The 14,177-nt window shown below is 60.5% G+C and carries 9 protein-coding genes and 2 pseudogenes; 8 read left to right on the top strand and 3 right to left on the bottom strand.

What is annotated here, in order from left to right:
- Positions 1–5 precede the first annotated feature (5 nt).
- From ACFFNX_RS02280 to ACFFNX_RS02270, 3 genes are all read left to right on the top strand, one after another.
- Positions 6–749 (top strand): thiopeptide-type bacteriocin biosynthesis protein, encoded by a 744-nt coding sequence (locus ACFFNX_RS02280; protein ID WP_378194228.1) that lies wholly within the window; start codon positions 6–8, stop codon positions 747–749.
- Positions 750–905: 156 nt separating this feature from the next.
- Positions 906–1,244: a hypothetical protein gene (locus ACFFNX_RS02275; RefSeq protein ID WP_378194225.1), complete on the top strand. Its 339-nt coding sequence runs from the start codon at positions 906–908 to the stop codon at positions 1,242–1,244.
- Positions 1,245–3,004: 1,760 nt separating this feature from the next.
- Complete coding sequence (locus ACFFNX_RS02270; RefSeq protein WP_378194284.1) at positions 3,005–3,433, top strand: helix-turn-helix domain-containing protein; 429 nt, start codon at positions 3,005–3,007, stop codon at positions 3,431–3,433.
- Here ACFFNX_RS02270 and ACFFNX_RS02265 read toward each other — a convergent pair.
- From ACFFNX_RS02265 to ACFFNX_RS02255, 3 genes and pseudogenes are all read right to left on the bottom strand, one after another.
- Positions 3,353–3,591 (bottom strand): annotated as a pseudogene (locus ACFFNX_RS02265) (integrase core domain-containing protein); the annotation flags it as partial. The gene ACFFNX_RS02270 and the pseudogene ACFFNX_RS02265 overlap by 81 nt on opposite strands.
- Positions 3,592–3,846: pseudogene (locus ACFFNX_RS02260) on the bottom strand (transposase); the annotation flags it as partial. It lies immediately after the preceding pseudogene.
- A 521-nt stretch (positions 3,847–4,367) separates the two neighbouring features.
- A complete protein-coding gene (locus ACFFNX_RS02255; RefSeq protein WP_378194222.1) occupies positions 4,368–8,291 on the bottom strand; it encodes a tetratricopeptide repeat protein in 3,924 nt (1,307 codons plus the stop codon).
- Between the two features lie 1,449 nt (positions 8,292–9,740).
- On the opposite strand from ACFFNX_RS02255, the gene ACFFNX_RS02250 reads away from it, so the two are divergent.
- From ACFFNX_RS02250 to ACFFNX_RS02230, 5 genes are all read left to right on the top strand, one after another.
- Complete coding sequence (locus ACFFNX_RS02250) at positions 9,741–10,565, top strand: aminoglycoside phosphotransferase family protein (RefSeq protein WP_378194219.1); 825 nt, start codon at positions 9,741–9,743, stop codon at positions 10,563–10,565.
- A gap of 142 nt (positions 10,566–10,707) precedes the next feature.
- Entirely contained in the window at positions 10,708–10,992 is a 285-nt protein-coding gene (locus ACFFNX_RS02245; protein ID WP_378194216.1) for a hypothetical protein, read from the top strand.
- 91 nt (positions 10,993–11,083) lie between these two features.
- Positions 11,084–11,581 carry an RNA polymerase sigma factor gene (locus tag ACFFNX_RS02240; RefSeq protein ID WP_378194213.1) on the top strand — a complete coding sequence of 166 codons (498 nt, stop codon included), beginning with the start codon at positions 11,084–11,086 and terminating at the stop codon, positions 11,579–11,581.
- Positions 11,578–12,180 (top strand): hypothetical protein, encoded by a 603-nt coding sequence (locus tag ACFFNX_RS02235; RefSeq protein ID WP_378194210.1) that lies wholly within the window; start codon positions 11,578–11,580, stop codon positions 12,178–12,180. The genes ACFFNX_RS02240 and ACFFNX_RS02235 overlap by 4 nt, the downstream gene beginning before the upstream one ends.
- Positions 12,181–12,195: 15 nt before the next feature.
- Complete coding sequence (locus ACFFNX_RS02230) at positions 12,196–14,157, top strand: hypothetical protein (RefSeq protein ID WP_378194207.1); 1,962 nt, start codon at positions 12,196–12,198, stop codon at positions 14,155–14,157.
- Positions 14,158–14,177: the final 20 nt, after the last annotated feature.

Raw genomic sequence — 14,177 nt, 5'->3', positions numbered from 1 at the left:
GGCAGGTGAACATCGCCTACCCCGGCCCAGACCGTCAAGAACGCGAACGCCACGGCATCGGCCACCTCGCCCGCATCCTGCCCGCCGCCGAAGCCAGCGGCCTCATCACCTCATGGTGGTGGATCCGCAAAGGCCCCTGGCGCATCCGCTACCTCCTCAACGAGGAGACCGGCGGTCGAGACCCTGTGCACCCGCTGCTCACTGCCAGCGTCACCTGGACCGGCGACATCTACGAACCCGAAGTCCACGCCTTCGGCGGCCCCGCCAGCATGGACGCCGCGCACGCTCTGTTCCACCGCGACAGCCGCCATTTGCTCTCCTACCTACACAACAAGCCCGCCGACCGGCGGGAACACTCGCTCGTGTTGTGCACCGCGCTCATGCGGGCAGCGGGCCTGGACTGGATAGAGCAAGGCGACGTCTGGGCCAAGGTCGCCGAACAGCGCGACGGACTCCAACCATCTGCCCCTACCTCACAGGCGTGGGCCTCCTTCACCAGCGACGTCCGCCTTCTCCTGCTCGGCACCGCCTGCCCGGGCACCATCGCGGACGACTGGCTCACCGCGTTCGCCGAGGCGGGCCGATCACTCCGAGCTCTGCGCGAAACCGGCGAACTTACCCGCGGTCTACGCACGGTGATCGCACTCCACGTGATCTTCCACCTCAACAGAATCGGCATCCCCGCGACCGCCCAGGCCACCCTTGCCCTGGCTGCGAAGGACACCATCTTCGGCAGCACCTCCGCATGACCGATCAGCCGGGGTGCGTCCAAGCGAGCTCGTCGGCGATGCCGTCAACGAGCGTGCGCACCTCGCCGGCGTCCTGCACGCCCGCCCGATGCCACCCACCTCACTCCCACCGGGGTCGCGTGGGCTGACGGCACCAGCCTGGACTGCGATGCGATCGTGTGGTGCACCGGCTTCCGCCCGTCCTTGCGCCACCTCGCCCCGCTCCGCCTCCGCCACGCACGCGGGGACATCCCCGTCACCGGTACCCGGTCCGACGCCGAACCCCGGTTGCACCTGCTCGGCTACGAGGACTGGACCGGCCCCAGCTCGGCCACGCTCATCGGCGCCAGCGCCACCCTCGCCATAACCCTCGGCGGCTACCCCGCCCTGTTCACCACCCTCGCCGTCACCGCCGCACTTGCCACTGCCGCTGCCGCCGAGATGCACGGCGCGCTTCGCTGGCACACGTCCGGCTCACCAACCGCAGGACGGGATCGCCCGCGGACCGAAAAGTAACTGCCTGTTACTAAATGACTCGGCCTGGCACAGTAAACACCGGAGACAGTTACACAGAGTATACAAATTGAGAGGCGCTTAGTTCGGCAAGGGACGGCTATCCGGCCCACCCGCCCACTAACGTCGCGCTAGGTCGCCTGGTGAACATTGGCCGCGAACTGCTGTTGAAGTTCATGATCATATGATCTCTGGAGACGCGAAACGCAGATCCATGACGACGCGCCGAGCAACACTTCTTTCGGCTAGAACAAGGGCAACTTGCTCGATCTCCAGACGTCTCTACTACCCCGGTGCAATGATGACTACCCAGGAGCATGAGGCTCCCCGAAAAGTCTCGAGGAGGTGTAAGAGGTGACCTTCACGGTCGCGTTTACATTTACGCGCCGGGGGCGGGGCGTACATTCGCGCCGCCGCCCCCGGGTGTACCGCGCAACCTTCAGAGTAGGCATCCGGTAGATCGCAGTACGCCTGACCCACGATACGGAAGCAGCCGTACCAAATCGGCCAGGTGAAGACGGGCCCACGCAGCAGAGCCACGTGGGCCCGTCTTGCATCTCAATACTAAACCCCGACTGCATTAGATGCGTCAGCTTCAGCTCAATCGATCGAGATTTCATGTCGATCAATTAGCGGGACATCTTTTGCCACTCCCGTTGCAAATCGATTAGAGATTAGACGGTAATTAGTCTAATACAGCACACGAACATTCATTGCACAGAGGGGTGGATCGAACCATCGTTAAACTATGAGCTTTTCAAAGTAAACCATTTAGCCCGCGCCCACTCAAAGAGTTGGAGGACGGGAAAAGAAATACAATGACGAATCCCTGAACTTTCTACAACCTTGGTTCATATTGCCACGCAACACAACGGCTTGGAGTCAATCCGTGCGCCCGTTCGTTCACGTGCAGCTTGGACCGCAAGTCAAACCATGACCGGCGAGCCGCAGCCTCTTGACCTCGATAGTCTTCGGATGATCGAAGGAGTCTCCCGCGTGATCACGGCTAGAAATAGTATTCAGAGTGACAAAACGGACAAAAAGTGCAAAAACCGAGCCCCCGAGGTCGCCGCTAACAGCCGAATAGCTCACCACAAGGGGGAAGCCCCCAACGCAAGACCCGACCTCACAGCGGGCTTCTAGAGCCCGCCTAGCGCCAGAAGCCCATTTTCCGCTAAGATGATCATCTTCTTCGAAGGTCACCGCATCCACGGTCAGGCTATGACAAGATCGCCACACCAAAGACGCTAGAGCCAAATCGGTAACGGAGAGTATCCATAGGGCGGCTACGGAAAGTGATGTAGCTTGGCCTTAAGCTCATGCCGCATGGCCATCTTCCGCGTTCGTCGTGAGACTGGTGGATGGTGAAGGCACGGACCTAGGCGATCCGCACATGCCCGCGGGTAGCGAAGTGTCGTCCCCACGCCTGTGGGGTGTTCCGCCGAAGAACGTGCCCGTCCTGCGCCTGACCAGGTCGTCCCCACGCTGTGGAGGTGTTCCGAAAACCTGGCCACGGTGGCTGAGGCGGCCCACAGTCGCCCACCGGTAAGCGTACGCCGACCCGTTCGCGAAGGGTCAGCGTCGCGGTGGTGGATCAAGCTGGGCCGTTGGCGTCCCCGTCGGTGCCAGCTTCCTCACCATCGGCGGATTGGTCATCCGACGACTATGTCGGTACAAGACGATCTGTGTCCGAAGGCTCCAAGACGCGGTGGATGCCGTCGATGATCAGCAGATTGGCAGGTGTCTAAAACTGACGATCATCGTTGACACCTGGGTCTCCGACCAGTACGGAGATCCCCCCGCACGACCGTGAGGCCAAACGGCGCCCGGCGGTCATCCGCCACGTCGAAGAGGTCACCGGCAACGTCGCTATGACTTGCCGGTACTTCGGGATCAGCCGGCAGGCCTACTACATCTGGTACCGCCGCTACCAGGCCGAGGGCACCGAGGGTCTGCGCACCCGGTCCAAGCGGCCCAAGCACAGCCCGAACGCCACGCACGTCGAGGCGGTGGGGAAGATCATCTACCTGCGGCAGAACTACCACTTCGGGCCCGAGAAGATCGCGATGTACCTCAAGCGGTATCACGACGTCACGATCAGCAAGTCCGCTGATCTGGCCAAGGGCGGAGTGCCGGCGGGTCGTGTTGTAGCGGGTGACCCAGCGGAACACCGCCAGCCGCGCCTCACGTGATCCTGACCAGGATTCCGGCCTTGCAGGGTCTCGCGTTTGAGGCTGGCATTGAACGCCTCGGCGACGGCGTTGTCGGCGCTGGTGCCCACCGCGCCCATCGACTGCAGGACGCCGAGCCGGGCGCAGGCGGCAGCGAAGTCCGCCGAGCCCAAGGCCGCCTTCTTCAAGATCTCCCGCTCCTCACGGAGCTGCCGGACCTCACGGCGCAACCGGGCCAGCTCATCCTTCTCAGCGCTGGTCAGCCCATCGGCCCGGCGGCCGGCATCACGATCGGCCTGGACCACCCAGTTCCGGATCGATTGCGCGGTCGGTTCGAACTCCTCGACCAGCTCCTCGGGCGTGCGGCCGGCCCGCACCAGCTCCACCATCTGCCGCCGAAACTCCGGCGGATACGGCGGTCGTGACATCGGCACTTGTGAACTCCTCCCGGGACCCATCGTCCCAAGCGATCAGCTGTCCACAAGACCGGGGCAACTTCATCATCCACGCCGCCCCCGAGGTCTGACCGGCCCACGTCAAACTCGACGGGCTCACCTACAGCTCACTCAAACCCGGCTTCCCGCCCGCCCACGATTGGAAGTACTCGAACGCGACGACGACGGCTACGTACCGGACGCCTACGAGCAACTCGCCGCACCGTATGGGTGGGTCGGCGACGACGCCCAAGCCCACGCCATACAACCCGCCAAGCAACGCCGCCACCGCACAACACTGACCTTGTTACGCCGAGCTCTGGGGATACACCCACGACGCCACCATCGGCTACGGCTACCGCCCCACCCGAGCCACGACCTGGCTCCTCGGCCTCCTACTGCTCGGAACCATCGTCTACAGTCTCCACTACCCACAGCCCACTGAGCCCGGCAAAGCCCCGGTCTTTAACGCCCCCATTAACGTTCCCGCGGCTGCAGCGGCAAGCCCTATCGTCCGAATATTATCGATTGAAAATCAAGCCGACAGCATCCGCCCTTGGTTCAGGTATACCTTGTTTTCCACAACAGTGTTTGAACTTTCTTCCCTTTCGTGGAGTGCAGACGCAACGATGGTTCTGTGCCGGTGGGGCTAGAGCAAGGCGCGCAACCCCACACACGAGCTCACCTCGTTCTGCCGCCGATGAAATATATGAAAAGTTCTCCCAGCTCATACCGACCAAATTGCGGCCGACAAATATAACCAGAAGGCCAAGCTGAGCAGACCGATACCAGCGCGGCAAAAAACTAAGTGGCACATCCGACAAAACTTCCTGGCCACCACATCTCACGCTGAGAATATCGCCATTTATAGTTGCGTTGAGACCAGCGGCAAGACTGTTCTCCAAAACACCGCGCGGAAGCCGGATATCCTTCTCTGAGAGCGCGTTTACGGCAGAAAATCCTGAATCAATAAGCGCCTCCAGCAGAAGATCCCGCTCCTCCCCATCCTCGCCCAAACCCCACAGGTTATACGCATCAACGTATATGCACGGCAGCATCAAATCTGGGGCCTGCAAGATTGCACACTCGACTTCGATATGCAATCGATGGTCGGGCTTCTCAGGCGTGGCGACCACAGCCGAAGGACCGCATCTTGGATGGGCAAGCTTCAACCACACAAAACTCGGCTCACCCGTGTTTAGCCACACCAGCTCAGCGCGGTCATCCTCGGCTATGTCCTGACGGCACACAACACATCGCTGTCTCGACCGAGACAACCTTTCCAGGGTTGCGTCCAGACGAATGTGCGACAATCCTTCTTGAATATCTTTGGCTATGCGTATAATGCGGCCTCCATCATCGGACCGCCAAGTCATAGCGTCATCTTGCCCGCCCTCTGGCGGAGAAGAGAGCATCTTACGCAGATATGCGCCGGCAGGCGTCCCGGCAACCCGCATTACTTCTTGCCTTACGCGCTGAAGCCCTGCATCTCCACCTTTTGATTGCTCCCATGCGAGAGAACAAATACTCTTTAGCGTCTCGGCCTCGCTCGCAGTGTCCTCAATATCGTGAAAGATTGTCCGTGCATTCTCCAACAGGTCGAATGCGGCAGGGAATTCCTGTCGTCTCCTCCTAACGCCTGCAAGGCCACGGAGGGCTCGAGCTTCAAGATCACGGTAACCTAGATCTTGTGAGATCTCCGCAGCCGCCTGAAGCAACGTCTCCGCATTATCAAGCTCGCCGCGTCGAAGCCTCATCATTCCGAGGCTGCAAGCGATTTCGCCTTCCATGTCACGAGCCTGAAGTTTCTGAATAGTTGCTAGCGACGCCTCGAGCTTCTCAATAGAACTATCGTAATCGCGATTATCATCGATAATACTGGCCAAGCTAGCGGTTGCAGCGACCAATAGTCGGTACTGGCGATTTTCCTTGGCTAGGGATATCGCCTCCTGGAAGTGAGTAACCGCTGTTTCCATTGCACCCTGGCGCGCGTAGACGCCTGCGAGCGCATGAAGTGCCTGAGCTTCACCATTCCGATCGTTGAATCGCCGAGCTGTAACCAGAGCTGACTGGGCGAGCTTCAGGGATTCAGCCCAAAGCCCCTGCCGGGCATATACAATAGCAAGATTTCGTTGTAGCTCGCCTGTGTCTGGCCCATCGCCATCGAAACTAGTATCACGCAGCGCTATTCGTAGCTCTTCAGCCGCTCTCCTCCACTCACCCATCTTCATATATGACCACGCAAGAGTGACACGAGCGTGCGCAGCTTGATGGTGATTTCCCACCCTAACGAGAAAGCGAATACACCTGGAGGAGATCTCGGCGGCCTCCTCCCAAGCCGCCTGATCCAGTCGCAATTGAGCTACCCTAAGAGCAACATCAGTATAGGCACGCTGGTTGCCAGCATCCGCAGAGAGTCGCAGTGCATGCTGAAGATGCTGATCAGCACGCGAATGCTGTCCGATCTCGCCCCATATCTGGCCGATACAACACAAGGCTACAGCCTCGCTCGCCAAGTCTCCGACTCTCTCGGAGATCTTCCGCGCCTCTTCAAAGAGTTCCAGCGCTTTAGGAGCTTGGCCGGAATGGTAGGCCAGAGAGCCTAGACGCTGTAGAACTAGGCTCTCCCCATGTGGCTCAGCCGTTTTACGATAGACCGCAAGTGCTGTCTCATAAAGATTCTCTGCTGCTCTTAAGTTTCCACTAGCCTGCTCCAGTCCACCTTGAGTCACTAGCAGAGTTACCTCGCCAGAGCGATCACCGAGGGAGCGGAACAGGCCACCAGATTCCGTGCAGGCTTCGGCCGCATCCTTAATACGACCGACTCCGATGTATAGGTTTGCCAGATTATTTAGAATCGTAGCACGCAGAAGCGGCGATATTTTTTCGGATGCCGATGCCAATGCGTCCCGATAGAAGCGTTCCGCCTTGTCAAAGTTCGAGAGCTGCATATGACACGAACCCATATCGCACAAGGCTGCCGATATCCGATCGCGCCTATCCGTACTGCGCCAAAACTTCAGCGCGGGCTTGAGATATCTCAACGCTTCTTCGGGTTGCCCAGATGCGAACCATAGCATGCCATGAGAATGCGTTGCAGCTGCCGCTATCGAGGGGACACTGGCAGCAACTGCTGTCTCGAAACTCTTAACCAGAAGCTCACCTGACTGCTCAACGTCACCCAGATGGAGGGCAGCGCGGCCTTGCGTGAGAAGGCTCAGAGCTTGCCGTCCTTGGTCGCCAATCTCCTTCGCAGCAGCACCGGAAATAATATGGACCTGCCGCAAATCTTTCCAATAATTCCTTAGATCAAGGAAGTTACTAATTGCAGAGCAAAGGAGGCAGCACTGCTCCCACATCTGCAAATCAAAAGCAGTACGTACTGCCGATACGAGATTCTCGCGCTCCAATTCGAGATCGGCAAGTGCGCTCTCCCATTCCGATGCGCACAGATCTTCTCCCACGAGCAAACGCTGGAGGCGCGCACCGAAGGGCGAAACGAAATCGAGATAAGCGCGGATCACATTGAAAATTGCCGCATGACGCTCGCATTGCGCATCGAATTCTACGGCCTTCTCATTCGCATATTCACGTAGTAGATCGTGAAGACGGTATCTCTGGCCGGCGTAACCCTCGACGAGATTCAACTCAACGAGTTCGTCGATCAGATCAGCAAACTCGTCTATCGACGCATCGCTAAGACATGTCGCATCGTCAGTCAGGACTGCGGCGGCGATCTTCAGTGAGAATGAACCCGGACTTAGCAACCCGAGTCGACGGAACGCTTTAGCGACGTCGCGACCAAGATCCCTATAACTTACTTCAAAGGCGGCAAGAACTGGCAATTCTCCGGGCTTCACGCGCAATTCTCGAAGGCGCCGTTTCTCACCGTTCAGACGCCTAATCAGTTCACCGGGCGTTAAATTCTTACGAGAAGTTAGCCGCTTACATGCAACCATCAATGCCAACGGCCAATTATTACAGATACGAGCTAGCTCTGTGCACTCGTTCGCAGATATATTGTCAGATCCGACAATATTACGAATAACGGCGTCCGCGGCCTCATGCGAAAGAACGCCAAGCTCAGAGATATAAATCTGGCTGCCCAACAGCCCACTGAGCCTCGACCTGCTAGTGCAGATCAGAGCCGAGCCAAGGCCCAGGCGATTGATCAGCGCCTCTAGCAGTTCTTCGCTAGAGATGCCGTCGATCAGGACAAGCACACGTTCCCGAGACGTCAAACTTGTAAAAAGACTCAGACGCCCTTGAAGCAATCTCGGAACCTTCTCTAGCGGAAAGCCCAATGCATAGAATATATGAGATAGTATATCATCAATCGAGTAATCACCAGGAACTGGATTTGGTATCTGAACATGCACGTGTCCGCCCGCTATGGCATCTCCTGTTTCCTCGGAGTAGCGCAGAAAATCATGCGCTAGGCGCACTGCGTACGCAGACTTTCCAATCCCAGGAGGGCCAGTGACTACAACTACGTTAGCCTTGGAATTTTTCGCTGACTTGTTCGTAAGCGCATAAAGGGCGGCTTTGAGCTGTTTGTCTCGCCCAACAAGCAGGAATGAATCGGCGGGAATCTCCCTTGGAGGCACCCTCAAGGAACTCGTAGCGTTGAAGTGAAAATGGACCGCATCGGCCCGCCCTACGTTGGCGGCCTTCCCTACGACAGCTCCCGGTCCGATGAATTGGCTCGTATTGGGCAGATCTGCAATACCGCGAGCCCCGCCCGGCTTCGGACGGTCCGACCCGACATCATTCGCTGCGATATCTTGCAGGTACCAATCCAATGGATCCGACTCGACGGGATCCGGTTCGTTGCTATTTCCTGACATGATCAGTACGCACTTTCAGAACGAAATGTTCCCATGTACCTCATGCGCGTATATGATGTTTCCAGTACGTGCGCCACTCGCGATATTGATTCCGACATACGAACGACTGCGGCGATCTCCGCTCGGATGACTCGTAACAAATTCTTCGAGGACTCGTATGAATCTTTCGTCTGCTTGGGCGTGGGTTAGCAGTATCCGTTCCAGGCGATCTATTACTACGTCATCAGTAGGCTTATTCTGCGCAAGTTCAAGGATGTCTGCATCCTCTGGTCGCCGCTTGAGACGACTCTTGATATGTTCAGCCAGCACGATTGTCCGGCTCCAGACAGACGATCCCGCTTCCCGCGCGTAGGACTCCCAAGCCCTTACGGCCAGGAGCGTCGCTGAGCTTGCTGCAAGTACCTCGATATCCATCGTCCCCCCTCGATGCCCCCTGCTGTCGGCGGGCCTAGTCGCTCGTCGTCGATGACGACACTCCCGTCATACGACACCAGGAACTAGGCGCCCCCATAACCATGATGCCTGGCGAGGCGTCCACGTGTCCGGCCAAGTCGGTTTTCCGGCGCTCTATCTCGAAGTACGGCCGTGATCCCACGGGCAGACGCCTCGACGCTAGTGTCGGAGGTCGGACGACTAGCCAACGAGACGCCAGCGCCAGCGTGTCTTCAACGGCTCAGCCTTGCGCAAGGGACGTCTGACGTCCACGTGATCTGTGAGATCGGCACAGGGAAGACGACCGGCCTGCTGTCCATGCAACTCGACGACGCGCAGTCAGGACGCAGGTTCGTCTCCATCGACCCGATCAGCCGCCGTCCCGACATATGACGGACTGGCAGCCAGCGATCCGTGCGGCTCGAGGTCCCCGAGTCACCCGCGTCGCCAGCCTCGGGCCGCCGGCCGGTTCGCCTTGGACCGGCGCACAACCCATCGCCGTCGTCTGGGCTGACATGGCGCGCTGACGGTCGGTTCCTCCTGTCTTGAGTCGTACGGCGGCTCTGGAGGACTTGAATAGAGCCCGTGGATATACCTCCGCCACTGGCGGACCTGGTGCAGCAGGCCGTTGGGGAGATCACCTCAGTGGCGGACCGGTCATGGCCACGGGACAACTCGGCGGTATGGGAAATCACCACGGCCGCGTCGCGCCAATACTTCGTTAAGCGACACCCTTCCCCGCAGTTTCACGAGCGGGAGGTCACCGCCTACGACGAGGTTGTGCCGTCTTTGGGATACGGCAGGGCTCCTGAGCTCATCGCCGCCGATCAGGATCTGGCGGCCATCGTAATCAGCGGCCTTCCGGGTGAGGTTCTGAAGGGCCTCTCGCTTTCGCCCTCGATGGAGCTGGAGGCATATCGGCAGGCCGGATGGCTTCTACGCCGAATACATGACGTGCCAATCACGGTGCCCGGTGTGCGGGGCGTACGGCGTGTCGTCGAGCGGTGCGAAGAACATCTTCGCCGCGCCGATGGACTACTCCGGGTACGGGAGGTCGCGTTCGTCCGGGCATGCGCCACTGCCTTGGCTGCCATCGAGCCGCGGCTACCGGTGACGGCAACACACGGAGATTTCATGCCTCGCAACTTCCTGTGGGACCGGCGAACCTGCCGACTGGCGCTGATCGACTTCGAACGGGCCGAGCTCGGCCCTGCGGTACGGGACCTGGTCCGGCTGGAGTACGGCTGCTGGGACACGCGGCCAGAGCTTCGTGAGGCATTCCTTGACGGGTACGACCGAAATTTCACCCACGACGAACGCCAGGCGCTGACCTGCCTGGCAGCGCTGGATGCCCTCAGCGGACTGCAGTGGGGCACCGAGCACGGTGACACCGAGGTCATCAGCCGCGCTCGCGCCACCTTCGCCCGGCTGATGGCGTGACCGCGCGCTGGGCCGAGCTCTCGCCGACGTCGAAGGCCAGCCAGAAATCCGCTGGTCAACGATTTGTTCATGATGCCGTGGGCGCATCCGTCGTCTGATCACCACGAGATCTTCAGTTTTTTCTTCAGAAGGCGTCACGGATTTGGCCCTCCACCCCCACTACCTCACGTACGCCGCGCTCGATGAGCGCCTGGATTCGATGGGGAACGAGGTGGTCGACATGGTATTCGATGTCGTCCTGGCGGTCGCCGGCCGGGCCTTCAGCCTGTTGTCTGCGATCACCCAGGCGTTCGCACAGGTCAACGTGAGCTGGCAGTTCGAGCACTTGCCGATTGAGCTCGTGGGGAACCGCGCGAGCCGGACGGGTGACGGCTTCGTCGTCGAGATCGGCCGATCCATCGCGATCGGGGACCGTCTTGGCCGATAACGGTCACCAGAGCGAGTATGCGACGGTCCCCCCTCTTCCCAGTCTCCCATCCGGGTTCCCAGAGAAGGCTATGGGAGCGAAAGTATCGAAGGTGGACTTCGAAGACTTTGTCCGGGCAAAGAGATCGAATCTGATTTGGTTCCTGCTGAGCCACGGCGCCAATCGTCACGAGGCCGAGGACGCAACACAGGTCGCGTTCATCGAGGTCTGGCGAAAATGGGACACGATCACCGAAAACCCGTGGGGATGGGTGTGCACGGTCGCGCTGCGTAGATTCTGGCGCTCCTCGCCCAAGGCCGCCGCCGGGCCCGCTCGAGAAGATCCTGCAGGGCAGGTTCCCGAGCGGACCGAATTCCCCTCGGCCGCGGACAAAGTTGAACTCAGCGAACAAGAGCGTGCGGTCTGCGCCATGCTCGCCGACCTGCCGATAAAGCAGCGTCAGGTGATGGCCCTGCGCTATGACGGCTTTTCCAATCGGGAGATCGCCGATCGGCTCGGCATCGACCCGTCCGCAGTACGGCACACCGTACTGCGGGCTAAGAGCCGGCTTCGCCACCTCGGCGCGCTCACGCAGGAGGACGCGGGATGAGTACCTACGACGAATTCGATGAGCTGGACGAGTTGATCTTGGAGACCAAGGCCAGTGTCATCGCCAAGCTCAACGCTGCAACTGACTTCGACGCCGTGCTCGCTGACATCTACGCGAAAGGCGGTCTCGCCGAGAGCGTCGAGTCGATCGGAGCGTTCACCGATCCGGCCGGTGTACGAGACCGGGAGGAGATGCGCGGCGGCGTGGAAGCGGTGGGCGATCACATCGACATGCTGCAGGCCGTGCTGGTGGCGGCGGCCAAGTCCGAGGAGAAGTCCCCGCTTATGGGCACGGTCTACCTGAGCACGGCCCGCCAGTCCCTGTGGCGCTTGCGCGACGGCCTGACCACCCGCCGGCTGAGTAAGACCGCCGCCATGCGGTTGGTCAGCCAGGTCGAGCACAACCTGCGAGAAATCGATCGGATCTTGCGGCGTCAGCACGGACTATCACTCGACGAGGCGCTCCACGACCGGATTGGTGAGCTGATGGAGCTGGGTGGCGACATCGCCGATCAGATCCGGATCCTGCACGAGAAAGTCGTGCAGCTCTTCGATGATGCCGCGGACTCAGCGGTGCTCACCCCGGTACCCCACGGCTGAACAGGAGACAAGACGATGGGCAAGGCAGCAAGGAACCGGCGACGCCGGCACGAGCGAACCGGACGCGGGCAGCACGGATCCCCTGAGCGGCCCTCATGGTGGGCGCAGCCAACGGATGTGGCGAGAGGAGGCACCACAGAGGCCAAGGAGCTGGCGGCCCGGGTCGCAGACGCCGTCGAGATGCCGTGTCGGGCCACCTTCCTCGACGATCCGGTCTTTGGCGGCGCCCTGAACGCGCTCTTGACTGGCGCGGACGTGTCGCAGCCCCCTGATCCCGGCGGTACAACAAAAGCACCCCCGGTGCTGCTGTTCGAACCCCTGCACATGATGGCGATGAAAGACACTCTGACCGGCACTGTCCACGAGCTGCGGACCGAGGCTCTGGTCATGGGTGGCTTTCACCGCCTGTCCGGCCCGGTGTGGTCGGTCGAGCTCGCCGACGGATGGGGCGTGTACCGCACCAAGGACATGGTCGTGCTGCGCAATGCCGACGGCGAGGTAGTGGCGAAGAGCAAGCTCGCACTCGACCCGGCTTGGGAGTCGGCGGCAGTCAGTCATGGCTACGTTCTGGTGTTCCACGGTCATCCGCTCGGCGTTAAGCCACCGCCCGGCAAGACCGAACATACCTACACCACCCGTGATCGCGCGATGGAGTTCAGGCAGGCCCGGTACAACGGGCTACTCACGGGCGCGGTCGTGAAGTGGGGGGGCATCACCCAGGACACCTTGGACTGGGTGCTTTTCCCGCCGGGGGCCTTCGGCGTGCCGCTCCCGCTGGCGTACGTTCCGATCTGGAGTTTCACACCGCACGGTGGCCCAGAAGCATTCGGCTTCACTCGACTGAACAAACGGGTACAGGCCCCATTCGCCGAAGGCATGGTCGCCAATCTGACCGCCACCGACCTGGACCTGGTACGTCCCGGCGAAGCCGACCGCGCCATCGCGTTCATCGCCGGCTACCACTGTGGCGACGAGCCAGCCAACAAGCAGTTCTTCGAAGGGTGGCGGCAGGCGGTCCTGGACTGCGGCGGGATGGTGGTCATGACCGGCAACCGGGACATGCCCGCGCTGCTCGGCGCGAGCCGTGAACAGGACCAATACGCCTGGGAGGTGATGGGCGAGTCCTGGGGCACGAAGGTCTTGGTCAGCGAAGACAGCAAGGTAGATGCTCTCGCAACCGGCCCGGCTCGCCCCCAAGAAGGTCAGCCGCGGGAAGTGATCGCGCGGGCCGAGCATCAGGCCGAATACATGCAGGTCCTCAAGGACAAACTGGCCGGGCAGGAATCGTTCTCGGTCAGCGTCAACAACGCCCTCGAAACGCTGATCGACAAGGCCGGGCTACAGCACTGGATCACCAACTTGTGGCCCCTGGCTTGCCAGACCTGCAGCGAACCGCTGGGCGCCAAGGCCGATATCAGCGCAGACGGGCCGTTCGAGGACAACAAGATCCTCCTCAGCATGCACCATTCGGGCTGCCGGCCCTCGGGCGTCACACCGCCGGAGGGCGTCAAGATGAGCTGCCCCACCTCATCGTTCGCCGCCGGTTACCTCAGCGCCGACGACAAGCCCCAGGACTACGACCTTCCCGTGATGGTGATCAACCCATCATGCGAGCAACTGCAGCTGATCCCTAACTCATCCGGCGGTTGGCGGAACGCGACGCTGGAGGTGTTCACCACGCTCGGCTTCGCTCCTCCCGACGGGAACTTTCCTCCCACGGCCAGGGAGGTGGAAGCCGAGGTCTCCGGCGACTACCTGATCGTCACCGTGACCGGGTACCTACCGGACAACCATGACCACGAGTGGGCGATCAAAGCGCCTGAACACGTACTTCACCAAATCCGACGACTAGAAGGCATCGCCGTCTCCCTGGTGACCAAAGCCCTGCCGACCCTGCTCGGTCACGAGGACCTTCCTTCCGCCTTCGGCGACAAAGACGCACTTATCGGCTGGGTTCCGCTGGCTATGACCGGTTAGCAGCCAAATGAAGACACCCA

The organism is Actinoallomurus acaciae (genome assembly GCF_042429965.1).
Classification (GTDB): Bacteria; Actinomycetota; Actinomycetes; order Streptosporangiales; family Streptosporangiaceae; genus Actinoallomurus; species Actinoallomurus acaciae.
Note: the sequence above shows the minus strand (reverse complement) of the source record. Positions and strands in the feature narration are given on the sequence as shown.

Coding starts and splice junctions, on each gene's coding strand:
- ACFFNX_RS02235 (WP_378194210.1), top strand. CDS start 11,578: ATGAGTACCTACGACGAATTCGATGAGCTGGACGAGTTGATCTTGGAG.
- ACFFNX_RS02230 (WP_378194207.1), top strand. CDS start 12,196: ATGGGCAAGGCAGCAAGGAACCGGCGACGCCGGCACGAGCGAACCGGA.